Annotated in this window: 23 protein-coding genes; 9 read left to right on the forward strand and 14 right to left on the reverse strand. The window is 26.5% G+C overall.

Annotation, left to right across the window (positions count from 1 at the left end):
* The first annotated feature begins 180 nt into the window (after positions 1 to 180).
* A complete protein-coding gene (gene rbr, locus ACN6I1_RS16520; RefSeq protein ID WP_419743416.1) occupies positions 181 to 2,241 on the forward strand; it encodes a rubrerythrin in 2,061 nt (686 codons plus the stop codon).
* Between the two features lie 116 nt (positions 2,242 to 2,357).
* On the opposite strand, the gene ACN6I1_RS16525 is transcribed toward rbr, so the two are convergent.
* Entirely contained in the window at positions 2,358 to 3,353 is a 996-nt protein-coding gene (locus ACN6I1_RS16525; RefSeq protein ID WP_419743417.1) for a CPBP family intramembrane glutamic endopeptidase, read from the reverse strand.
* Positions 3,354 to 3,643: 290 nt separating this feature from the next.
* Between ACN6I1_RS16525 and ACN6I1_RS16530 the strand changes: the two genes are divergently transcribed.
* From ACN6I1_RS16530 to ACN6I1_RS16545, 4 genes are all read left to right on the forward strand, one after another.
* Positions 3,644 to 4,018 (forward strand): hypothetical protein, encoded by a 375-nt coding sequence (locus ACN6I1_RS16530; protein ID WP_419743418.1) that lies wholly within the window; start codon positions 3,644 to 3,646, stop codon positions 4,016 to 4,018.
* A gap of 225 nt (positions 4,019 to 4,243) precedes the next feature.
* Positions 4,244 to 5,125, forward strand: a complete 882-nt coding sequence (locus ACN6I1_RS16535) for a DUF4179 domain-containing protein (protein ID WP_419743419.1) — start codon at positions 4,244 to 4,246, stop codon at positions 5,123 to 5,125.
* A gap of 309 nt (positions 5,126 to 5,434) precedes the next feature.
* A complete protein-coding gene (locus ACN6I1_RS16540) occupies positions 5,435 to 5,968 on the forward strand; it encodes a sigma-70 family RNA polymerase sigma factor (protein ID WP_419743420.1) in 534 nt (177 codons plus the stop codon).
* A gap of 1 nt (position 5,969) precedes the next feature.
* On the forward strand, positions 5,970 to 7,091 hold the full coding sequence (locus tag ACN6I1_RS16545; RefSeq protein ID WP_419743421.1) for a DUF4179 domain-containing protein: 1,122 nt from the start codon (positions 5,970 to 5,972) through the stop codon (positions 7,089 to 7,091).
* Positions 7,092 to 7,169: 78 nt separating this feature from the next.
* On the opposite strand, the gene ACN6I1_RS16550 is transcribed toward ACN6I1_RS16545, so the two are convergent.
* The 6 genes from ACN6I1_RS16550 to ACN6I1_RS16575 form a co-directional block, all read right to left on the reverse strand.
* Positions 7,170 to 7,760, reverse strand: coding sequence for a hypothetical protein (locus ACN6I1_RS16550; RefSeq protein ID WP_419743422.1), 591 nt, complete (start codon positions 7,758 to 7,760; stop codon positions 7,170 to 7,172).
* 31 nt (positions 7,761 to 7,791) lie between these two features.
* Positions 7,792 to 9,018 (reverse strand): ABC transporter permease, encoded by a 1,227-nt coding sequence (locus ACN6I1_RS16555; RefSeq protein ID WP_419743423.1) that lies wholly within the window; start codon positions 9,016 to 9,018, stop codon positions 7,792 to 7,794.
* Positions 9,019 to 9,020: 2 nt separating this feature from the next.
* Complete coding sequence (locus ACN6I1_RS16560) at positions 9,021 to 9,704, reverse strand: ABC transporter ATP-binding protein (RefSeq protein ID WP_419743424.1); 684 nt, start codon at positions 9,702 to 9,704, stop codon at positions 9,021 to 9,023.
* Positions 9,705 to 9,723: 19 nt separating this feature from the next.
* Positions 9,724 to 10,791 carry an efflux RND transporter periplasmic adaptor subunit gene (locus ACN6I1_RS16565; protein ID WP_419743425.1) on the reverse strand — a complete coding sequence of 356 codons (1,068 nt, stop codon included), beginning with the start codon at positions 10,789 to 10,791 and terminating at the stop codon, positions 9,724 to 9,726.
* A gap of 229 nt (positions 10,792 to 11,020) precedes the next feature.
* Positions 11,021 to 12,106: a DUF4179 domain-containing protein gene (locus ACN6I1_RS16570; RefSeq protein WP_419743426.1), complete on the reverse strand. Its 1,086-nt coding sequence runs from the start codon at positions 12,104 to 12,106 to the stop codon at positions 11,021 to 11,023.
* A gap of 11 nt (positions 12,107 to 12,117) precedes the next feature.
* Complete coding sequence (locus ACN6I1_RS16575) at positions 12,118 to 12,666, reverse strand: sigma-70 family RNA polymerase sigma factor (RefSeq protein WP_142731046.1); 549 nt, start codon at positions 12,664 to 12,666, stop codon at positions 12,118 to 12,120.
* Positions 12,667 to 12,961: 295 nt separating this feature from the next.
* Between ACN6I1_RS16575 and ACN6I1_RS16580 the strand changes: the two genes are divergently transcribed.
* Entirely contained in the window at positions 12,962 to 14,389 is a 1,428-nt protein-coding gene (locus tag ACN6I1_RS16580) for a hypothetical protein (protein ID WP_419743427.1), read from the forward strand.
* A gap of 98 nt (positions 14,390 to 14,487) precedes the next feature.
* Here the strand turns inward: ACN6I1_RS16580 and ACN6I1_RS16585 are convergent, their stop codons facing one another.
* Positions 14,488 to 14,820 carry a hypothetical protein gene (locus ACN6I1_RS16585; protein ID WP_046822952.1) on the reverse strand — a complete coding sequence of 111 codons (333 nt, stop codon included), beginning with the start codon at positions 14,818 to 14,820 and terminating at the stop codon, positions 14,488 to 14,490.
* Positions 14,821 to 15,633: a ParA family protein gene (locus ACN6I1_RS16590; protein ID WP_021428833.1), complete on the reverse strand. Its 813-nt coding sequence runs from the start codon at positions 15,631 to 15,633 to the stop codon at positions 14,821 to 14,823.
* A gap of 730 nt (positions 15,634 to 16,363) precedes the next feature.
* On the opposite strand from ACN6I1_RS16590, the gene ACN6I1_RS16595 reads away from it, so the two are divergent.
* From ACN6I1_RS16595 to ACN6I1_RS16605, 3 genes are all read left to right on the forward strand, one after another.
* Positions 16,364 to 17,122, forward strand: a complete 759-nt coding sequence (locus ACN6I1_RS16595) for a recombinase family protein (RefSeq protein WP_234249135.1) — start codon at positions 16,364 to 16,366, stop codon at positions 17,120 to 17,122.
* A 383-nt stretch (positions 17,123 to 17,505) separates the two neighbouring features.
* Entirely contained in the window at positions 17,506 to 18,177 is a 672-nt protein-coding gene (locus ACN6I1_RS16600; protein WP_419743428.1) for a hypothetical protein, read from the forward strand.
* A gap of 334 nt (positions 18,178 to 18,511) precedes the next feature.
* Positions 18,512 to 18,664, forward strand: a complete 153-nt coding sequence (locus tag ACN6I1_RS16605) for a hypothetical protein (RefSeq protein ID WP_419743429.1) — start codon at positions 18,512 to 18,514, stop codon at positions 18,662 to 18,664.
* Positions 18,665 to 18,860: 196 nt separating this feature from the next.
* Here ACN6I1_RS16605 and ACN6I1_RS16610 read toward each other — a convergent pair whose 3' ends face one another.
* The 5 genes from ACN6I1_RS16610 to ACN6I1_RS16630 all read right to left on the reverse strand — a co-directional run bounded on the left by ACN6I1_RS16610 (position 18,861) and on the right by ACN6I1_RS16630 (position 23,569).
* Complete coding sequence (locus ACN6I1_RS16610; RefSeq protein ID WP_419743430.1) at positions 18,861 to 19,922, reverse strand: hypothetical protein; 1,062 nt, start codon at positions 19,920 to 19,922, stop codon at positions 18,861 to 18,863.
* Positions 19,923 to 20,407: 485 nt separating this feature from the next.
* Positions 20,408 to 21,457 carry an L-threonylcarbamoyladenylate synthase gene (locus ACN6I1_RS16615; protein WP_419743431.1) on the reverse strand — a complete coding sequence of 350 codons (1,050 nt, stop codon included), beginning with the start codon at positions 21,455 to 21,457 and terminating at the stop codon, positions 20,408 to 20,410.
* A gap of 120 nt (positions 21,458 to 21,577) precedes the next feature.
* Positions 21,578 to 22,432: an AAA family ATPase gene (locus ACN6I1_RS16620; RefSeq protein ID WP_419743432.1), complete on the reverse strand. Its 855-nt coding sequence runs from the start codon at positions 22,430 to 22,432 to the stop codon at positions 21,578 to 21,580.
* A gap of 280 nt (positions 22,433 to 22,712) precedes the next feature.
* The gene (locus ACN6I1_RS16625; RefSeq protein WP_419743433.1) at positions 22,713 to 23,108 is read right to left on the reverse strand and encodes a hypothetical protein; all 396 of its coding nucleotides are present in this window, start codon (positions 23,106 to 23,108) and stop codon (positions 22,713 to 22,715) included.
* On the reverse strand, positions 23,108 to 23,569 hold the full coding sequence (locus ACN6I1_RS16630; RefSeq protein ID WP_419743434.1) for a LytTR family DNA-binding domain-containing protein: 462 nt from the start codon (positions 23,567 to 23,569) through the stop codon (positions 23,108 to 23,110). Before ACN6I1_RS16630 ends, ACN6I1_RS16625 begins: the two co-directional genes overlap by 1 nt.
* Between the last annotated feature and the right edge of the window lie 16 nt (positions 23,570 to 23,585).

Consider the following 23,585-nt stretch of genomic DNA (forward strand, 5'->3'; position numbering starts at 1 on the left):
CTAATTTTATACTTATTTCCAACATTACCGAACAATCTAAATTTTAATATTAATTCATACATTTGGATTATTTAAACTTATTTTCATATTGTTTATTTAAAAGTTCGTAGGGTATAAGTTCAAAGTACATATAAATACCAATTTTTTACATGTACTAATTTGAAATGAAAGGAGTGCTAAATGAGCAAACATTTATCTACTAACATTAGGGTAGCGATTGAAAAGGATAATCCATCTATTTGTAGAGATGAAGAGAAATGTATCAAGTGTGGGATGTGTAAAGATATCTGTACAGACTATATAGGTGTTAATGGCCATTATTCATTAAAAAGTACAAATGATACAGCTGTTTGTATTAACTGTGGTCAATGTGCAAATGTATGCCCTACATCAAGTATTACAGAGGTTCTTGACTATAAAAAAGTTGAGTCTGAAATACAAAATGAAGATAAGATAGTAATATTTACAACTTCACCAGCGGTTAGGGTTTCTCTTGGAGAAGAATTTAATATGGTAGATGGTAGTTTTGTTGAAGGAAAAATGGTATCGCTACTTAGAAAACTCGGTGCAAATTATGTTCTTGATACCAACTTTGCAGCTGATTTAACAATAGTTGAAGAAGCAAGTGAACTGATAGAGCGTATAAAGACTAATAATAAGCCATTACCTCAGTTTACAAGTTGTTGTCCTTCATGGGTAAAATATGCAGAAACATTTCACCCAGACATACTAGATAATATTTCAACTTCGAAAAGTCCAATTGGAATGCAAGGACCTACAATAAAAACATACTTTGCGAAAAAAATGGGAATTGATCCAGAAAAGATCGTAAATGTAGCCTTAACTCCATGTACTGCTAAAAAATTTGAAATCAAAAGAGATGAAATGAATGCATCTGGAAGATTTCATAATTTAGAAGAAATGCGTGATATGGATTATGTTATAACTACACGAGAATTAGCTACTTGGGCTAAAGAAAACAATATTGAATTTAATTCTTTAGAGGATAGCCCTTATGATGAATTAATGGGAGAATCTTCTGGAGCAGGTGTTATATTTGCAAACACAGGTGGTGTTATGGAAGCTGCGCTTAGAACGGCATACAAATATATTACCAATGAAAATCCACCAAATCTATTTTATAACTTAGAAACAATAAGAGGTATGGATGGAGTTCGGGAAGCAACTTTAAAAATAGGAGACCTGGAAATAAATATAGCTGTTATTTATGGAACTAAAAATGCATCTAAATTTATTAAAAAAATGAAAAATGGAAAAAAACAATATCACTTTATTGAGGTTATGACTTGCCCTGGAGGATGTATTGGTGGGGGCGGACAGCCTAAAGACACTCAATTTAAAGGAGATGAACTTAGAAAGAAACGTATAAGTGGACTTTATAAAAGAGATTCGAGTATGGAAGTTAGATTGAGTCATGAAAATGAAGAAATAAAAGCTCTTTATAAAGAATTTTATGGCAAGCCTTTAAGTAAGCTTGCAGAGGAAATGTTACATACAATTTATTTTGATAGAAGTGAAGACTTAGGAGGGAAAGAAATGAGTACATCAGTTAAATATCGTTGTTCAGTTTGTGGTTATATACATGAAGGAGAATTACCAGAAGGATTTATATGCCCTGTATGCAAAAACCCAGCATCAGTATTTGTTAAGCTAGAAGATCAAGCAGAAAAATCAAGCGAAACAACTAATAAATATAAAGGGACAAAAACAGAAAAGAATTTAATGGAAGCATTATCAGGAGAATCAATAGCAAGAAATAAATATACATTCTTTGCAGATGTTGCTAAAAATGAAGGTTATGAGCAAATCAATCAAATTTTCTTAAAAACAGCTGGAAACGAAAGAGAACATTCTAAATTATGGTTTAAAGAACTAGGATATTTAGGAGATACTGACCAAAACTTACTTCATGCTGCTGAAGGTGAGAATTATGAGTGGACAGACATGTATGCTAGATTTGCTAGAGATGCAGAAAAAGAAGGTTTCTTTGACTTAGCTGAAAAATTTATAGAAGTTGGTAAAATAGAAAAATCTCATGAAGATAGATATCGTAAACTTTTAAATAATATAGAAATGAAAGCTGTATTTGAAAAATCAGAAGAAACTATGTGGGAATGTATAAATTGTGGACACTTGGTAATGGGTAGAAAAGCTCCCGATGTTTGTCCGGTATGTATGTACTCTCAAGGATTCTTTGAAGTTAGAGCAGAAAATTACTAAAATTAGCTTATGAAGTAATAATAGTGTTGAATAAGAAATATTTATTCATTAGTTTTATTATTTTAAGGCCTTAAAAAAGGGTTGTATCAAATAGATACAACCCTTTTTGTAATTTTCTAATTATCAATAGATACACCGATGTCGTCCTTGTTAGGTCTATATACTTTTGCAAATAAAAATGGTAAATATAGTACAGAATTCCATAAAACGCTATAAAGAAGAATTCTTAATGTAAATACCGCTTCTAGTTCACCACTAGATAAAAAAGAAAAAACAACAGAAAATACATTTGTAATTAAATGAATTAGTATTGGAGTCCACAGATTTTCAGTTTTCATATAAGCATATCCTAAAAATACTCCAAGCGTTGTACATAGAAATAAATGATTTACAATGCAGTAAACCGGAGTTTGTGGACTATAAAGAGTCATACAAAGAGGTAAATGCCAAATGCCCCATATAGGTCCTAATATAATAACTCCTAATTTTTTTCCATAAAGCTTTTGTAATCTAGGTTGTAGGAAATATCTCCATCCAAATTCTTCTCCAAAAAATATAATACATCCAAAAACCAAATTTTCTAATAAACTTAATAAAACTATTACAGAATTTTCAATAAAAATGCTTATTTCAAATTTCAAAGATGAAACTTCTGGAAAATATTCAATCATGCAAATTACTAAATATAATGAAACACATAATAAAACCTTTTTGAAATTTTTACTTAATTGTAAATTTAAAACTTTAAATTCAGTAAAACTTTTAATTCCATAGTATAAAGTATAGCAAGACATTATTGAATTTATAAATCCATTAATAATATATACATTAAATATAGAAAAAACAATTCTTAAAATAGTTGCTATAATAAAAATTTCAAAAAACTTATTTACTGTATTATTAAACTCATAAGTTTGATTTCCTTTTAATACAATAATAGCGGAGAAAGCTGGAATATACATGAATGTTCTAGCAAAATTAGATATAACATCTACATTATTCAACTTAAAAAAGTTAATAAATATAAATATAGATAGAAAAGAAATTATCCCAAAATTAATTAATAAGAAGTTTCTTACCTCTTGTTTTGTAACTCTGACATCATTACACATCTTAAAGCCTCCCAAAATTTAAAATTTAACTAAGATTATCTGGAAGATAAAATCTAAAAATATTTGTTGCTCATTTACTGTGAAATATTACCATAAAATTAAAATTATCCAAATGGAATTCATATGGTTGTAATTATTTGTCTTAATTTTTAGTCAGAAATCGAATTAAATTGACGGATTAAGTAGAAAAACTTAAAATACAAACTTTATATAATTAATTAGTTAAATGTATGATAGAATTAATATGGAAAATAATGTAATTAATTAATTTTAATAAAAGGAGCAGTATAATGAAAGTTCAAAATATAAATGCTATACAGTACAAAAACATATATGTTAAAGAATCAGACATTTTCAAATTTGAAAATGATGAGCAAAAGGCAGAGAAATCAAAATCTAAAGATTATAATTATAATAAGAACATTGCAGGTCAAAGAAAAGAAGAATCAGAAACTGATGAAGGTTCAAATGAGAATCAAGATAAAGTAACATCTGAAATAGTTGTGAATCCAAGTGGTATGAGAACTTTACTAATGTTAAAAAATTCAAAAGTGTTTAGCTCCGTAAACCTAGGTATGTCAAATAGTGTTGTCAATGACCCGACTAAAGGCGAAGTCTCTAGTAAAACTTTAATTGACCAACTTAATTCGGAATCTAGCAAATAATATAATGTGTAAATTATACTAAATAAAAACAAAGAGTGTATAGACTAAAACTATGTAGTTTCAATCGATATACTCTTTAATTTTTTATAAATATATTTTGCCAATTAATTATATTTAAATTGACATTCAGACTTAGATACATTTAACATATAAATATATGAATAGGGATATATTTGCAGAAACATAAGGAAAAAAGCATTGTATATATAAATTAGGGGGGAAATTGTGAATAAAAGAATTAAAATTATTGTAATTACATCTTCACTATCTTTAGTTCTTATCGGAGGATTATTGATTTTTAATGATGAAGGTTCATCTCAAGTGAAAGAGACATTTGGTAGTATAGCGAGTCACTTTGGATTAGATTCTGATTTAAATGAGTATAAAACAGCGATAAGCAAGCCTATAACAAATAATGGTTATACAATAACTCTAAATAAAGTTATTCTAGACAAAAACGAGCTAACGATATCTTCTACTGTAAAATCTGATAATGGTGGATTTAATGGATATCCCGAGATGTTAGAGTCAGTATTTATAAATGGAACTCGTATAAACTCAGATTCTAATGGTAACTCTGAAATGCTTAATGACTCCACTATGAATAAAGTCACTACTTACTTTTTAGATAAAGAATTAAGTGGAGAGGTTAATGTTAGAGTTGAATACCCAGGTATACAAATGATAGACGATACAGGTTCTGAAACAATAAAGGGTGACTGGAGTTTTAACTTTGATACTAATGCTGATGCTTTAGTTAAGGATACATTGACTATAAATTTAAATAAAAAGTTTAAATTAGAAGATGGAAAAATAATTAAGCTAAGTAAATATATTAGTAATAGCTTAGGTACAAAAATTGAATTTAGTTTACCTACTGATGGAACAGAGTATCTTATGAAACTTGCTGGAAATGATAATCTTGGAAATAAAGTTGAATTTTATTGTGACTATAGTAATAATGGAAAAGGAATTTTTAAACTTGATAATTCTCATAAAAGTATAAAAAAAGATTCTAGTAAATTAAATCTTTCTTTATATACATCCGATTCTTCTAATAATAAGTGGAAGAAAGTTGGGTCGGACTTTGATATTGATTTAAAGTAATACCAGTTGAGCTTAAAAATAAATAATGTAATTAAAGTCTCTAGATTTAACTATTTGGTTTAATCTAGAGACTTTTTTACTGTGACTATACTTTCTATTATGTATTGTTATTTAGCTGATTAATAATATAATTAGCCATATATCTATAAAGAAGTTAACAACAAAAATTTCATTACAATTCGTACTCATTCCCTGTTAACTACCTTGTTAACAATAAAGATTAATAAAAAAATATTTAAATATGCAAGTTTTTTGTATTAGTTTACGAATTAAGTAATGTAAAAGCTTTTATAGTGAGGAGGAAACAACTTGAAAGACAAGTTAATAATTAAATATATAAAAAAGAAAAATCAAAAAGGAATGGAAATTTTAATAGATCAGTATAATGGTCTTATTACTTCTGTAATTAGATACCATCTAGGACCTCTTATTAATTATGAAGAAGAGTGTGTTAGTGATACTTTGCTAGCTATTTGGGATAATGTAGAAGGCTTTGACCAAGATAAAAATACTTTTAAAAATTGGATATGTGCAATAGCTAAATATAAAGCAATTGATTATAAAAGAAAGTATTTAAATAAAATAGAGATATCAGATTTAGATGAACAAAACTATTACATAGATAAAAATTTACTAAAAATTGAAATTCAAGAGGAGTTAAATGAAACATTAAAATTCTTGTCCGAAGAAGATAAAGAAATATTTAGACGATATTACCTAAATGATGAAAGTGTAATAGATATAGCAAATGACAAAAAATTAGCTATTTCAAGTGTACATAGTAAGTTATCTAGGGGAAAGGCAAAAATAAGAAAATCTTTATTAAATGAGGGAGGAAAATAAATTGATAGATAAATATAAAGTATTAAACAACGAAAAAATTCAATTTGATAAATATGATGAAGTAAAAACTGATAATACTAAAATAAAAAGTATAATGAAATCTAAGTTGAAATCAAGAAAACAAACAACTAAAAAACTAATTGCTGCAAGTGTCTCAGCGGTTCTTATACTTGGAACAGTAGCACTAACAAATGAGACTACATGGGCATATATAAATCTTTTAGCAAGTCGTATTGAATCTTTCTTAGGTAGGGACTATAGTGAGTTTGATAAGTATAAATTTGAAGGAAATCAATCAATAACAGATAACGGATTAGTTCTTAATTTAGGAGACGTAATGTTAGATGATGGACAATTAATTATAAGTTTAAGTATGGATTATACTAATTTTGATTTTAAAAAACATGGAGTTGATAAAAAAGATTTCATGCCTGATATACCTATAATAACCATAGGAGATATTTCTTTCCCTGGACAAGGTGGAGGAATAATTCCTAGAGATATTAAAAATGAAAACAAAAAAGAATTTTTATATACTATTAATTTAAATAGTCAAGATACTGATGGAGATGGTATTGATGATACTGATATTGATTTACTTGATAAGTTAGAAAAAAATAAGGATTACAACCTAAAAATTCAATTTAAAGATTTTGATTTAGGTGAGTCTAAAACTGAAAAAGGAAGCCTTGTTTTTAAAACTTTTGGAAACTGGGTATTTAATACGACTATAAATACTTCTAATATATCTAATGATTTAAAGGTTATTAATGTTAATAAGTATATAAATATAAACGATAAAGTTAAGTTGAAAATTGATCAAATAAAGGTATCTCCTATTTCCGTTAATATTAAAACACAATTAGAAGGAAATAAGTCTGAGGTAGCACGTTTACAACACTTTACAGATTTCTATATAGAAGATGAAAATGGCAATAGCTTATTAGGCGGTAACAGTGGAAGTTGTAGCAAAAACGATATGTATTACCATTTTGAACTTAAAGGTACAGAAAAGAAAATCATAATAACTCCTGGTCTTTTTATCCCTGATACAGAGACTAAGTATTTTGAAGATGAAAAAATAGAAATAGATATTCCACAATTTAATACTACAAATAGGTAAGATTTTTATAATTTTACATTAATATATAAAAAAGCTATACAGCATTCTACCTATGCTGTATAGCTTTTTTATTATTTTCTAATTTGATTTCAACTCTTTTATATTAACCCATCCCTTTTTCTCAGCTATTAACTTAATAGGAAAAGAATTTACAGCATTATTATAATTAACTCTATACACTTCATTAAATTCTTTAACCATTTTATCAATAGAGTATTCATTCTCTATAATTGAATCCATTGACCTTGAAATTGGCTTATCCTTTTGAGCATCTTTATTTTCCTCATATGATAAAACAAACGTATCTATATTTGTATCTAACTTATTATAAACATCAATTGTTTTATTTACTAAAGTAGCATCTTCATATTTACTTCCAACTTTATCTAGTTCTTTTCTTTCTAATTTTTCAATTGCATTTAAATCATCTATAAGGTCTTGTGCCTGACTTTGTAAGTATTTATGATTAGACATAGTCTTTTCTGCTTCAGATATCAGATTCTTTCTATCTTTATTTATATCGTGCATTCCAATTATGAACGAACCTGTATCTACCATATTATTTAAATTAGTATTTATTTTTCCCCAGGTAACAGTACATGCTATGAAAACAGCTACTCCTAACCCTATTATCATTTGTACTTTTTTATTTTTAAAATCTATTTTCATTTTAATTATCTCCTTTAATTAATTTTATTATTTATCCTTGAATAGCTTTTATTGGATCAAGTTTAGAGGCTTTAGTTGCTGGAATAGCTCCAAATATAGTTCCTACAAGAATAGATACTCCTATAGCTTTTGCATATACTTTTATGCTTGCTTGTGCTTCCATACCAAAGTATGAACCAACTTTTCCTGCGGCTATAGTTCCAATGACTATCCCCACTATTCCACCTAATACTGTTATAACTACTGTTTCAATTAAAAACTGTATCAATATATCACTTGGTTGTGCTCCTATAGCTCTTCTTATGCCTATTTCCCTTTGTCTTTCTGATACAGACATATACATTATATTCATTATCCCTATTCCTCCAATTATCAATGATACATTAGAGAGTATAGTTGTAAATCTATTTATCTGGTTTTGGAAGAACATCATTTCATAGCTTTCTTCACTTCCTCCTTTAACCCCATATTCTCCTATTTCACCTAGTTCATCTTTTTTAAGCTCTTGTAATTTTTCTGCTACACTAAAACTAGTTTCATTTGAGTCATATCCATTAGCCACTAATATCTCAACTCCTGTTATAGTACTTCCAAAGCTATTTTTATTTCCTAATTCTTCTAAAGCCTTTTCTGGTATATAGCATCTAGATTGTCTATAATATTCTTCTGGATCATCAGTCGAACTTGTTGCTTTTACTTTGATAATACCTACTATTTCAAAATACTCTCCTTCTATTTTTACAAATTCCCCAATTGAATTTTTAGGACTTAAGTCAAATAAGCTATAGGCTAAACTATCTTCTATAATTACTGTTTTACGATCTAAATCATCAAGTGAAAATCCTCTTCCAAAATCAACATTTAATTTAGTTTTTTTATCTACTGGTTTAAACTCTGCAAACTCTTCTCCTATAGATGTATGCAGCATTCCTCCGGTTATAACTCCGCCTTCACTATCACCATACTTAGGAGTTGCACGTTCTATTCCAGGTAAAGATTTAATCATATCAATATCTCCATTTGAGAATGCTTCGAAAAATGAGGAACCTAGATTGTTTTCATAGTTTGGGTTAAAACTTATTGTTGATGTCCTAAATTTAGGATTCATAGATGCAATTTTACTTTGTTTTTCAATTCCCTCACCTACACTAGAAACTACTACCACAGATGTTATTCCTAGTACTATCCATACCATAGCTACTGCTACACGTAATTTATTACTTTTTATATTATCTAATGCATTTTTTATAACTACCATGATTAGACCTCCTCTACTACTACACCATCTTTTAACTTTATTATTTTGGTAGCATATTTTATAAGATCAGGATCATGAGTAACCATTATTATTGTTTTGCCTTTTTTATTTAAGTTTTTCAAAAGATTCATTATATCTGTGCTTGTCTCTGTATCTAGTGCTCCTGTTGGCTCATCTGCAAATATTATATCGGGGTCATTTACTAATGCCCGAGCTATAGTTATACGTTGTTGCTGTCCCCCTGATAATTCTAGTGGTTTTTGATGTATTTTATCCAAAAGGTCAACTACCTTTAGCTTTTCCTTAATTACAAAATCTCTTTCTTCTTTAGAATATTTATTGCTATACACCATTGGGAGTTCTACATTTTTGTATATATTTAAGTTAGGAATAAGATTGAACTGTTGAAATACGAAGCCTATATTTTTATTCCTAAAATTAGATCGTTCTTTTTCGCTTAAGTTTGTAACATCATTACCTTTAAATATATATTTCCCATCACTGAATTTATCTAAAAATCCTAATATATTTAATAAAGTTGTTTTTCCACTACCTGATTTACCCATTATCATTACAAAATCTCCGCTTTTTATCTCTAAATTAATAGATTTTAAAACATGAAGTTTATTTTTTCCTAATGGATAATATTTTTGAATATTTTTAAGTTTTATTAGAGTTTCTTTCAAATAATTCACCTCAATTCTTTTATTGTATATCTCCAAATCTATCTATATAAACTTCTCGCCCGTCTTCTATTTTTTTATCTATTAAAGACTTTATGATTATGTCGTCTTCTTTAAGTCCTTTAGATATAAATGCAAATTCTCCATTTTCGCTACTTACAGTAACCTCTGTTTTATAAGCTTTATTATCTATAATTTTATATACATAGCTTTTATTGCCATCTATTTCTAATGCTTCATAAGGAATTTTTTTATCATCAGTACCATATTCAACTACTATTTGAGCATTAAGTCCACTTTTTAAATTATTCTGAGTATCTAATTTAATATTTAATCCATACTTAGTCATATTTGAATCAGCTCCAAAATCTTGTTCTCCACCATTGCCTTCATATGGTCTGCTAGAAATATATGAAATATTTCCATAGTGTTTTTCTTTATTAGCTATTGTTGTAACTTCGGCATTTTGATGAACTTTTACTTTATATGAATCTCTTTCATTAACTTGAGCCTTTACATAAAATTCTGTGCTTTCTATTGTTAATATATGAGAACTTGCACCTTCATCACTTCTTTCCTCGTTTACGTATACTCTCCCATTAAAAGGAGCATATACTGTTGAATATGCAGATTTCTTTAGTTCCTTGATATTATTATTTAGTTGTTCTATTTCTAAATTTACCAATTTTTTACTCTCATCATCAGTTATAGAGGAAATTTCTTTTTTCTTAATTGATATTTGTGACTCTAAAGATGCTATTTCTTTTAATTGTTCTTGATTCTTACAAGTAAATAGAGGCGTTCCTTTTTCAACATACTGCTCATTATTTACTTGTGTCTTATCTAGTTTTCCTTGATCTGTAGATAAACATAGTTTTTCTGACTTTGTTGGAACAACTATTCCATTCATAAATATCTTCTCTTTTCCCGATATATCATACATTTCAACTGTGCTTTGCATAATTTTTTGATCTTTCAAATGTTTGCTATAAGAAATAGCTGTTGCTGACCCTCCTATTGTAATTGCGAGTGTAACTATTGATAAAACTATTTTTTGTTTCTTATTTAAGTTTATATTTGGCCTTTTCATATTATTTGTGTGCTCCTTTATTTTTTATAATTTCTTAAATTGTTTAGTATAATTTTTTCATATTTTATAACTGCATATATTAATTCGAATACAAGTTATATGTTTCTATCATTTTTCTAAAATTTTTTTATTTTTTTAAAATAAATTTATAAATAAAATTTAATCAAAATAAAAATAAAGGATGTAAATAGACTTTGATAAGTCTATTTACATCCTTTATTTAATTATTTTATTTATTTAAATCTATTGTAATTTCTGAACCAAGTTTCTTATATTTTGTAACATAATCATTATTTTCTTTCTCTAAGTATGATAAATACGGAGTAACTTTTAGATATTTAGCATCTCTATTAAATTTATACTCATCTTTATTAAATCTATATTCATAAAAAGTTTCTTCTTTATTTGCATCAGCTGAATGTTGTATAAACTCTACTTTATTACCTAAATTATCTCTACCCTTTAATACAATAACTCCATTTTCTAATTCATTTTTCATACGTTTATGATTTGTCATGCTTAAATTAATTGACTGATTTAATATATTTCCTCTATAACTTATTATATCCATAGTAGATCCTGTCTCTAATTTTATATTTTTATTTAATTCTATATATTTAGTATCTTTGTTAAGCTTATCTCCATTTATTTTAAATTTAAAAGTCCATGGTCCTATTATTCTTTTAAAATAACTTTTCTCATCAGTTTTTGTTAATGCTGCATCCATTATTCTTAATTTTACACTTATATCTCCCGTATATTCTTCTGGAAGTTCATATCCTAAAACAAAATCTCCTTTGCTTTTATCAATATTTCCATAATATCCTTTTACACTTCCATTTATTCGTTTCCCATTTATATATAAATTTTCTGAAACTAAGTCTATATTCTCATTTGGAGCAAGTTTTTTGTCATATTCTCTACTCATATACAATATTAATTCTTTACCATCTAGTATAGCATCATTTATTTTTACAGTTAATTTTCTTTTAGTAACCGATTGTTGTATTTTAGTTGAATACTCATTTATTTGCTTATCCACTCCTAAGGATATTTTTATAACTTCAGCAATATCTTCTAATGCACCATGTGCATACAGCCCTAATCTAGTTTGTGATATTAATGCTATAGATATAATAGCTATTGATGCTACTGATACATATTTTTTATAACTTTTCTTTGGTGAATTATTGCTCTTTATAGATTTTTTAAATTTATTTTTTACTTTTTGCTTTTCTAAATCATTAAAGTCTTCTTTTTCGTATTCATTTAAGTCTACATCTATATCATTAAACATATCATATATATTTTTCATAATTAACATCCCTACCTTTCTTTAGATTTAAATAAATCTCGTATTTTACGCTTTCCCCTAGATACTCTGTTATAAATTACATCCTTATTGATTCCAGTATCATTACTTATAGTTTCCATATCTTCTTCCTTTACATAGAGTCTTAAAAATAATTCTCTATCTTTTTCTTTAAGATGACTTAGCATTTCTTCCGTTTCTTTGCTAATTTCACTTTCAATAATATCTTTATGAGAATTATCATCTACCTTCATATTTAATTCATCTATATTTTCATTTTCTAAATCTTTTAAATACTTTCTTTTATAATCAATCGACTTATATTTAGCTATTGCTGCTAACCAGTTTTTAAAAGAACATTTGCTTTTATCAAATCGATCTATATTATTCCATACGCCTAACAAAATATCATTTATGCATTCTTCTTGATATGATTCTAAGTTATACATACTTTTTCTAACTATGGATTTTATAACCCATCCATAATTATCAATTACATATTCTAGTGCCAGTTCATCTTTTTGCTTAAGCTTTAGAATAAAATTTTCTTCTGTAATTTTCATTCATTTTCCTCCGATATCGTAACTTGAAATTCTATTCTCATATATTATTTCGTTTAAAAAATATATTATCTATCAAATATGTGCTTTTTTAGAATAAATTTTTCATATTACTTTGTAAAGAGCATTGCTCTATTTATTATAACAATTATCATTATGTTAATTTTATAAAAATATCCATGTACTGAGAGATAAATTAAATTATTTAATCAAGTGTAACTTAATCCAGTATATAACCATAAAATAGATATGAAACGCAGTTAAAAGCTATTTAAAATTTGAAAGGACTGTTTTAAAAATGAGCAATAATTATACATCTAATGGAAGTGATAATTGCAATTGCGATTATAATGATTACTGGCTTTTTTGCAACCTTATTAATAAGTTGAAAGGACCTCCAGGTCCTCAAGGGGATATAGGTCCTCAGGGACCTCAAGGTCCCCAAGGAAATATAGGTCCAGAAGGGCCTCCAGGTCCTGGAGTGTTAGGAGGTGCTGGAGCTCCTGCATCTTGTAATCCAGGAGAAACCTACTATGTTGATTTTTCAACTGGATATGTATATTTGAAAAATCAAACTCCACCCCCACCAACTCCAAGAAATTTACCTACTCCAGGACCGTTTACTGTTGTAAGCACTGTGTTACAATTAGAAAATGCAATTTCTGCACAAAAGCCAGCTATAAAGCTTGCAGCGGGTAATTATATTTTGAATGATAATATAACAATTTCATATCCTTTATATTTACAAGGATCTGTAGATTCAAATGGAGCTCCAACTTCAATAATAACATATAGCCCTATAGCTCCATATGAGCCTATAATCGTGATAGGAAGCAGTAATGTAGTGATTGATAGTATATCATTTATTGAATCACCGGGATTAACACCTGTACCTGCTAACTACCCATCACTTATATACTCAAGCGGTATATCATTTAATTCGATTTATATAAATAATTGTATATTTGATTATTTAGAAAATGCAATTGAGTTAAATACCGGTGAGTTCCAAGTTACAAAATGTACATTTAATTACAATAGAAATTCTACTAATACAAGATATTGCTTATTTTTGCACAATTTATCAGGTACTTGTATTACAGATAGCAATACTATTTATGGAATAGAAGGGGATAGACGCCAAGGATTTATAAGAATAGATAACCTTAATGGAGCAACTCTTACTGGAACTCTTTTAATAAGCAATACATCTCAACCAGAACAATTAGTTCCACCGCTTAATCCAACAGACCCAAGTACTGTATATACATCATCATTTAGAGAATTAATTTTATTTAATCTACTAAATGGAAGTGGATTACAACTGTATGTAAATAACAATACGTTAAATGCAGATAATACTTCTCCAGTGTTGTTACCAAACCTTCAAAGTAGTCCTGGCTTAAGCAATTTTGCATTCATCAGCGCTTGTAATAATACATTTACGAATAGTAAAAGAAAAGGATTTATAGGTCTTACAAACTCGGCACCAATTGCTAATGCATATGGTAATACAAATATATACATTGATGGAAATACTCCACAGTATACAACTGGATATACACCTCCTTGGTATCAGACTTGGACTTCATTGCAAGACCCTATTGTTGCTGGGTATGAAGTAGCTATGATACAAAATAGACCTGATGTAAGGTTATTTGAAACTTGCGTATCAAATGTAGACTGTTATTGGACTAGAACAGAATATCAATTCAGTATGGTATAAAAAGCTATATATAATTATGTACTTTTTAATATAAATTTTTTAAAATTAGAAGCGGCTAAAATCATTTATTGATTCTAGCCGCTTCTAATTTTAAAAAACTATTCTGATTTTCTTCTACCTTTTAACTTATTCTTATTATTGTATGTATCTACATTCTTTTTACTTATTTCAACGTCTTCAAGTAATGGAGTAAGTAGATTTTCAAATAATTTAGACATCGTTATATTTGAGTCTATAACTACTGTTTTTAACTTATCTACTATATCTTTATCTAAAGTAACTCCAACTTGCTCTTTAGACTTCTTCTTTTCCTTTTTAACTATATCGTATATAGATAATGAAGATTTTGGTTCATTAGTTTCATTAACAATAGTTGATTTTCTAGTAGTAGGAACTTCTTCATTTAATAAATTCATATCTATCTTAGGCATCTAAAGCACATCCTTTTCTTTTAATTCTTTTATCATGTTTTCAACTTCTTCTTTACTGAAATGAGTTTGTCCATTTTTCTTTAAATAATCACTTATGCTTAATTTACTTAATAATGCTTTTTCAACGAATGTATTTCTTCTTATAAATGACTCTAACATCATATCTTTTAATTCTTCAAACTTTTGAAGATACTGATCAAATAAATCAGACACTTGTGTTCTTTGCTTTTCATATCCGACTAATACAGTAGCTTTTATATCATTATCTTCTTTTTCTAAATAGTACTTGTCTCTAGTCCATAATTCTTTAAATAATGCAGCTCCTCTTAAAGAAGATATATTTTTATCCATTATAGGAACTATTATAGAGTCTGCTAAATAAAGTATATTTTTAGCTGTCAAATTGTAGCTAGGTGATAAGTCACAAATTATGTAATCATATTTTTCTAGCACATCAATATTTTGCATATACCATCTTGCAAGAACTTTTTCTCTAGCTGGTTGTAGGCTTATTTTTTCATCTAACATAGCTAATCCTATATCAGAAGGTATTATGTCTATATTAGGGTAATTTGGATTTGGACACTTAACAATAACGTCTTCAGCACCTAATCCATCAACTATATCTATAGTCGTTTTGTCTTCATGGTTAACTTTATATACATATTGAGTTAAGTTTTCTTGTAAATCTAAGTCCCATAATAGTATCTTTGTATTTTTATCTTTTGCTAATTCATATGCAGTTATTATAGACATAGAAGTCTTGTAAATACCGCCTTTTATATTAAAATAAGTTATTAACTTAGTTTGCATTAGTTTTCCTCCAAGTTTTTTATACGTTATATTTATATAATATCACAAATTAAACTATTTTTAAATAATATTATAACAAAAATAAAACTATAAAATAACTTAGTTATTTTATAGTTTTATTTTTGTTTGTTTTTAAATTTTTATATTATATTTTCAATTTTCTAAAGTTACTTTTAATATTTTTTAAATTTACAACATAAATTTGTACATGTAATTATAGTTGTTTTTAAAAAATTTATATAAAAATTACTATCAATGCATTGTATTGCAACAAATTTTACGATATTATTAGAAATAAAAGTCAAATAAATCTCAATTTTTTTGACTACACTTTTATACCCTTAATTTAAATTATTATCATAAATAAGGAGGAGATTTATTAAAATGAGTAAAAACTTAATATATATGATATTTAACTCTAAGGATACTAAAAACTCCTTATATAATATAATGAATCCTAAATTATTATATTATTCATATAGAATAGAAGATATCATGCTTTTAGGGGATGAATTATTTTTACTAAAATATAAAAACATATGCATTTTCAAATTATTTGATTTTAAAAATTATCTATCTTTAAAAAGAGCATCTTTTAATAGCGATTATTCATATAGAAACCGTCAAAATTTGTGCCATATAAAACATCGAAATTTTTTTCAAAGGCCTTAGAATGGATTTTAAGAGGTCGATTGAAAATCAATAATTTTAGGAAATTAATAGTTAAACTATGAAAAAAGTAGTAGGATATCTTAGGATATCTACCGCATCACAAATTGACAACACATCTATAGAAATGCAACGTGAAAAGATAGAGCTTTATTGTAAATTAAATAATATAGAATTAGTAAACACTTATGTTGACGAAGGTTGGTCGGCAAAAGACTCTGACAGACCGTCCTATAATAAAATGATTGAATTTGTATCAAATGAAGAAAATGATGTAGATACAATTATAGTCTACAAAGCAGATAGAATTCATAGGAGTCTTAAAAACCTAATGATCATGGTTGACTACCTTCAAGAAATAGGAGTAGGATTTATATCACTTACAGAACAATTTAACACTAATACAGCTCAAGGATTGCTATTTCTACAAATGATTGGTAGTTTCTCTGAATTTGAGCGAAAACTAATTTCAGAAAGAACTCATTCTGGTAGAGTTGCTAAAGGAAAGAAAAATCTATTCCCTGGCGGTAGAATACCTCTTGGATACAAATTAGTTGAAAATGATATGTTAATGATTAAAGAGGATGAGGCAATAAAAGTAAAAGATATATTCAAGCTTAGAAGTAAAGGGGTTTCATACGAAAGAATTGGTCGTAAATATAATTTTACAAAACAAAGGATAGCTTATATTCTTTCAAATCCTATTTACACAGGAGTATATAAGTATGATGGTAAAATAGAAAAAAATAGAATTAACCTCCAAGTTCCACCTATAATCAGTCGTTATATGTGGAATAAGGTTAATTCAAAAAGCAGTTAGATATGTTTTTTATTGTCGAACATTTTTATAAACTTTTGTAAGCTTTATTCTTATATATCGCTTACAATTATATTATAGTTATATTACATATATCTTACAGGCATATTTTTAAGTACTTACAACAAGTAATCTCTAAAAATATGCTTGTAAGCTCATTGTAAGATTTATGTATTTTTTACGCTTACAGAACTTATGTTTACTAAAAATCTATGATTTATCTATAAAATTAGTTATATAAACGCATTATGCTTTGAGCGTAAAAATTTTTTTGAGCAACGTACGTAGTCGTTTGAGTAACGGGACACGAGTTTACCGAGTGGACGTTGACGATATGAAATTTGAGCGATATGAGCAAAGCGAATTTTTATTAGGGGGGAATTAGTTTGACTAAAGACGAATTTAACAAATTGGGTATAGACAAGCAAATAGATTATTTGAATACAAACCTGACCGAAGGAATCTCACTAACTATATTATGCAAAAACATTGGAATAGCAAGAAGTACAGTTGCTGGAAGAGCTCTAAAACAAGGTTATATATTTAATAAAGAAATTAACCAGTACGTCTTAAATAATAAAATTGATACCGGACGATCTTACAGTAAGCTTACAGTAAGCAATCCGCTTACATACGAAAATAAAATGATATCAGAAACTAACAAACCTAACTTTTCAAACAATGATCTTAATAGTTTAAATCAAACTATCTCAACTAGCACTGCTAATCATAATGGACTTATTTTAAATTCATCTGACTCAGACAACCTTTGTTACTTACTTAAAAATATAGATATACTAAAAGAATTTATAGAGAGCAATAAAAATAAATCTCATAACAATGAAGTATCTAGTTTAGAAGATATAGTAAACGATATTTATAAGTTTAAGCAAGAAAAAAGAAATTATAAAGTTAAAAGTTTAAGAATTGACGAAACTATCCTTAGTGAATTTGAATCCATAGCTAGTGAATTATCTAGTAAAGGTATAAATCAACAAGAGTTTTTAAACTATATATTAGAGTCTTACATTGGTTTTTATAAAAATTTTAAATTGTAATGTTATTATAAATCTATACACAGAAAAATAAGACTTTAAGTATTAACTTAGAAGTCTTTTTTTCTGTTATCGCAAAATATTTAGTTTTGGTTTTGGGGGGTAAATAAAATCCCCTAATAAATATGAATCTTTAAAGTATACAAAATTTAATTCAACTATTGGGGGTGTTTTATTTATGTTTATATTTTAATATAAATAAAATATAAAGTAAAATTGAAATATAAAATGAATATAATAAGATTAGACAATGATTAGATTATCACTTTAATTCTCCCTTAAAACTAGATTTAAAGGATACTTGAAGTTAAGTATATTTATTAATAAGGAGATGTTTATGGAGAAATTACCTAATACATTATCTGGTGATGGTGAAGAAATTGATGCATATGTTATTGGTGAGTTTGAACCTTTGGAGTCATTTATCGGATATGTTGTAGCCTTAATAAAAAGAGAACTCATTTTTAAGAGTCCTCTTTTTTATTATTAATTGTAAGCATGTCGCTTACATATTTATTACTATCTGTAACCCTTATTTTCACTTAATTCTAAGCTTATTTATATAAATTCTTAATTATAACATCGTTAAAACTAACTTATAACTAAGTTTTATCTATAATTTTACCTTTTTAAATTTAAATTTAAACTATATAATATTTGATTAATAACAAAATTAATATAAATTTTTAATATGAATTATTACTTAAAGTATCTTCATAAAAATTTATACTAACATCTTTTAAATCAGTATCTTTTGGATTAAATTTATTATCTATTAAATAATTATAAAATTTCACATCATATACATAAGTCGTATTCGTTTTTTTACGGTTATAACACTTATGCTCTAGGTATTTTGCAAATCCCTCAACTAAGTTTTCTTCACACCATCCTACCCAATCATAAGAGTCTTTTCCAAAGCTATTGTAACTATCTAATAAACCTTTATCTTTCTTTAATTCATTCGAAATTTTTATAAACTCCTTACTTCCAGTAAAATTTCTAAATAGCTCATGTGAATATTCATGGAATGGTGCTCCAAATAAATTATCTTTATTTGTGGATGGTTGAATAGTCGATATCTTATAATTTCCATTTTCAAATCCCATTGCTCCTATTGGTGGTAAATCATAATAAAATAGTGCAGTATAATCCTTATTAAATTTTATTCCACTTTCACCTTCCATAAATTTAAATATATCTATATTTTCTTTTTCAAGGTATCTGTTAACTTTTTTTCTATTTAATTCTATTTTGGAATTATTACTTTCTATAAATTCCTTTAAGTACTCTTTATAAAAATAATTATAGAATATATCTATATCTTCCTTTCTCATTTGACTTAATTCTAACTTAGATTGATTATTAATTTTTTCTACTACTTCTTCAACGCTAGCGTTATCATCTAAAGATATTGTTTCTGATACGTATTTCCAATCACCATAATTATCATATATTCTAATTAATCTGCGTTTCATCTCAGTATCCATAGTTGAATATGTTTCTTTTAACCATTTATAATAATCTACCCCATACTCTCCACAATTTTTGTATAGATCTTCATTAAATTCATCAACATTTTTAAAGTTTGATCTATAAACGTCATAAGCTACTGTAACCAAAGAAATTTTTAACGTTACACCTCTAACTTCAACTTTTTTATCACTACTTTCTTTATTAATTTGTGTGTAAGCTAAAATCAACATCAGTAACAATATAAAAAAGCCTATTAGTAATTTTTTATACATCATCATCCCCCTACTTATAAAGTATTTTAATTTCATTATAGTTTTGATTCTTGTTAAAGTATATTAGATTTCATTATATAAAATATTATTTATATAAATGTATTTTAATGTCATATATTACTTACAAAAAAAGAACTCATTTTTATATGAGTTCTTTTTTATATTATTTATTGTAAGCAAAATGCTTACAAATTTATTAGTAGACAGGTTTAGCTATATACCTTGATTTTACTACATTTTCGAATTTAACTATATATTTTTATTGAAAAAACTAATTTTTATATTTATTAATTTTATAAATTAACTTAGTTAAAACTAGTTTTTAACTTAATTTTTAATCAATTCATTTGAAATTTTTCAAGATTCACTTCTAAATACTAAAAAAGTTCATATTATAATAAATATTAATCTAAACAAATAGTTATTTTTTTATCAATTAAATTTATATAAACTTTTCCTACAATTATAAATACATATCTTGTTATTTATATATGAATAATGTTTCCTGCACTAGCTTTTTCTAATCTATTGATTATAGAATTTCCTAATCCATGATTAATAGGAGCTTGTATGTAAATATGGTCAATATCCAACTTATCACATTCTCTAAGTAAGTCAAATATTTTTTGTGCTGCAGTATTTAATGTATTAAAACTTCCTAAACTATATATGTAATTATAGTTGCTGAATTCGTCTAAAAACTCTTCAAAACAAAGTATAGCCTCATTCTTATTTGCATTTTCTTTAATCCACTTAGAAGTATTTACATACTCTCCTTCAACCAATGTTACAGGTACATCTGGTGCATAATGTCTATACTTCATTCCTGGAGCTTTTGGTACTTCACTATCTTCAACACTTAATAGATCCTTTTTATATATAAGGTTAGGAATTATATCACATATCTCATCTACACTTATAGCTCCAGGTCTTAACAGTATAGGATCTGGAGTTGACATGTCTATGATTGTTGATTCTAAACCAATTGAACATGACCCTCCATCTAAAATACAAGGAATTTTTCCACTTAAATCATTAATGCAATGTTTTGCACTTGTAGTTGAGGGCTTGCCTGATAAATTTGCAGATGGAGCAACTAATAAAGTTCCGCTTTCTTTAATTACAGCTCTAGCTATTTCGCTTTTAGGAAACCTAACTGCCACCGTATCCATACCTGCCGTAACTATATCTGAAATACACTCTTTTTTATTGAAAATTAATGTTACTGAACCTGGCCAAAAAGCATCAAATACTTTTTTCGCTTCTTGTGGTATATCTTTACATATATCATAAACTTGTTCTAATTTATATATATGTACTAATAATGGATTATCTTGTGGTCTACCTTTTACTTGAAATACCTTTTTAATTGCATTTTCATTAAAGGCATCTGCCGCTAATCCATAAACCGTTTCTGTAGGAATTGCAACAACTTCACCTTTTTTTAAGTATTCTGCTCCTTTTTTAACACTTTCGTAATCCGAGTTCAAATCTTTAACTTCTAGTATTTCTGTTTCTATAGAATTTACTGTCATTTACAACTTGCCTCCTATTTATGCTATTTATACATTAACTTAATAATGCATATTAATTATTATAGTACATATATCTCTTCTAAGTTAGAGTATAGTCCTAATATTTTTGTAACTTACATACTAAAATTCTTTTTCATGTTCTTTAAAAAAATCATAATAGTTACGTACATTTTCTAATTCTGTCCATTTTTTAACTCTTACTGGATCCTCATCAAGGTCATATATTTTAGCACCTTTCATAGATAGCATAAATGGAGAGTGGGTTGATATTATAAATTGGCATCCAAAAAATCTTGATGCATCTTCTATAAATTTAGACAATTCTATTTGTCTTTGCGGAGAAAGACTATTTTCAGGCTCATCCAGTATATACAATCCATTTTCTCCTATCTTTTCTAGAAAATATTTAAATGCACTTTCTCCGTTTGAATATTCTCTAATGTTATCTCTTAAGTTATCTCTTATAAATTTAGATTGAGTTTTTTTCTTAGCCCTACTTATTCTTTTCATTTCATCATAATCATCTAAAGATGTCATCCTAAAACTTGAAAATTTAGTATCTATGTATTCTTCAAATAACTCAGATCTCTTTTCATCAATGCGTTCATTTATGTTTCTGATGTTTAACATATAATCAAATACATCATCACTAGTTATAATTTTGCTATTTTCAGGTATTTCATTTGAAATTTCCATGTAGCACATATTTACATAGTCTGTAAAAAAATTAGTTTTATTGTAAATAGAATCTCTATCTAGATTTACTTTTTCTGCAATTACATTTAATGCTGTTGACTTTCCAGATCCATTACCCCCATATAATATAGTAATTGGTTCAAAGTCAATTCTCTCAAATTGATTTTTAGATAATATTTTAAATGGATAAAAAGAGTCATAGCAAGTTCTTTTTTCGTCTAATATAAATTTATACTCAGTATCTTCATTAACAAATTCAAAAGCACTTATGTATATCATTTTTTATTTTCCTTTCGTACTCTATATAAAAACTATGTGAATAATATTTTATCATATTTCTAAGGTTATAATATTTATTTTAAACTATGTTAATCTCTACATAATCTAAAATAAATTAATATACAAGTTGTTTAATAATATTAAGACATCCATAAAATTTAAATAAGATCAAAAGAGTTCAATATTTGCATGAGTCCTTTTGATCTTATTTGATGTAAGAAATTTGCTTACACATTTTTTATAATAAAAAAATTATATTCATTTAGGTAATTTATATAATTTAATGCTTTGAATTTTTTACAAGATTATTTAAGTATCTTATTTCTTTTATATAAATTCTCCTATTTATATAATACGTTACGATAGCAATTAAACTATACTGAATTAAAAAACTAATATAGTTTGTTAAATATCCTAATGTATTTCCTAATACATATAAAATCGTTGACATGAATAAATTTTGAACAATTAATATTAGTTTATAATAATTTTCTCCATATTTACTCAATAGCTTTGGGTATAGTACTGTTGCTGAATATGAAAATAGAAAAGATATTCCTATAATAGTTATCAACCAATTAGACATATTCCTATCAGATGTAACTATTCCATATATCATAAATATAATTAAACACTCTGATAATATAAGAAAAAATTTGGAGTTATAGGCTTTCATTAATTATATTCCTCCTCTACACTTTTTTTAAAATCTTTAAAATAACTTCGATTTACTACTTGCTTATATTGATTACTTAGTATTACTTGAAATCTCATATTAGAATGGTAACTAATCTCCTCTATATGCTTAACATTTATTATTGTATTTTTATTTACTTTTATAAAATAATTTCTTCTTGATAGAATTTCCTCTAATCTTTTCATTGATATCTTTATAATTAATAATTTGTTTTCAATAGTTGTAAAACATACATCTCTTCCATAAGTTTCAAAATATATTATATCTTTATCATTTATCTTTACTTCTTTATTTGTGTCTAAGTCCTTACCTATAATACTTGAATTATATGACATTAATAATCCTTTTATATAAATATAGTCATTTTCATTATCGTCAGTTGTTATTACATTTACATTAGTTTCATTTATCAAATTATCTTTAATATGATTTATTTTCATTTTTACCTCCTCCCTC

The sequence above is a fragment of the Paraclostridium dentum genome, from assembly GCF_048568265.1.
In the GTDB taxonomy this organism is placed as follows: Bacteria; Bacillota; Clostridia; order Peptostreptococcales; family Peptostreptococcaceae; genus Paraclostridium; species Paraclostridium dentum.

Excerpts from the sequence above, each read along its gene's own strand:
- ACN6I1_RS16530 (WP_419743418.1), top strand. The coding sequence starts at position 3,644 with ATGAAAGTTCAAAATATAAATGCTATACAGTACAAAAACATATATGTT.
- ACN6I1_RS16565 (WP_419743425.1), bottom strand. The coding sequence starts at position 10,791 with ATGAAAAGGCCAAATATAAACTTAAATAAGAAACAAAAAATAGTTTTA.
- ACN6I1_RS16615 (WP_419743431.1), bottom strand. The coding sequence starts at position 21,457 with ATGACAGTAAATTCTATAGAAACAGAAATACTAGAAGTTAAAGATTTG.
- ACN6I1_RS16620 (WP_419743432.1), bottom strand. The coding sequence starts at position 22,432 with ATGATATACATAAGTGCTTTTGAATTTGTTAATGAAGATACTGAGTAT.
- ACN6I1_RS16585 (WP_046822952.1), bottom strand. The coding sequence starts at position 14,820 with ATGCCTAAGATAGATATGAATTTATTAAATGAAGAAGTTCCTACTACT.
- ACN6I1_RS16555 (WP_419743423.1), bottom strand. The coding sequence starts at position 9,018 with ATGGTAGTTATAAAAAATGCATTAGATAATATAAAAAGTAATAAATTA.
- ACN6I1_RS16525 (WP_419743417.1), bottom strand. The coding sequence starts at position 3,353 with ATGTGTAATGATGTCAGAGTTACAAAACAAGAGGTAAGAAACTTCTTA.
- rbr (WP_419743416.1), top strand. The coding sequence starts at position 181 with ATGAGCAAACATTTATCTACTAACATTAGGGTAGCGATTGAAAAGGAT.
- ACN6I1_RS16570 (WP_419743426.1), bottom strand. The coding sequence starts at position 12,106 with ATGAAAAATATATATGATATGTTTAATGATATAGATGTAGACTTAAAT.
- ACN6I1_RS16610 (WP_419743430.1), bottom strand. The coding sequence starts at position 19,922 with ATGTATAAAAAATTACTAATAGGCTTTTTTATATTGTTACTGATGTTG.
- ACN6I1_RS16590 (WP_021428833.1), bottom strand. The coding sequence starts at position 15,633 with ATGCAAACTAAGTTAATAACTTATTTTAATATAAAAGGCGGTATTTAC.
- ACN6I1_RS16575 (WP_142731046.1), bottom strand. The coding sequence starts at position 12,666 with ATGAAAATTACAGAAGAAAATTTTATTCTAAAGCTTAAGCAAAAAGAT.
- ACN6I1_RS16625 (WP_419743433.1), bottom strand. The coding sequence starts at position 23,108 with ATGAAAGCCTATAACTCCAAATTTTTTCTTATATTATCAGAGTGTTTA.
- ACN6I1_RS16580 (WP_419743427.1), top strand. The coding sequence starts at position 12,962 with ATGAGCAATAATTATACATCTAATGGAAGTGATAATTGCAATTGCGAT.
- ACN6I1_RS16595 (WP_234249135.1), top strand. The coding sequence starts at position 16,364 with ATGAAAAAAGTAGTAGGATATCTTAGGATATCTACCGCATCACAAATT.
- ACN6I1_RS16605 (WP_419743429.1), top strand. The coding sequence starts at position 18,512 with ATGGAGAAATTACCTAATACATTATCTGGTGATGGTGAAGAAATTGAT.
- ACN6I1_RS16630 (WP_419743434.1), bottom strand. The coding sequence starts at position 23,569 with ATGAAAATAAATCATATTAAAGATAATTTGATAAATGAAACTAATGTA.
- ACN6I1_RS16550 (WP_419743422.1), bottom strand. The coding sequence starts at position 7,760 with ATGAAAATAGATTTTAAAAATAAAAAAGTACAAATGATAATAGGGTTA.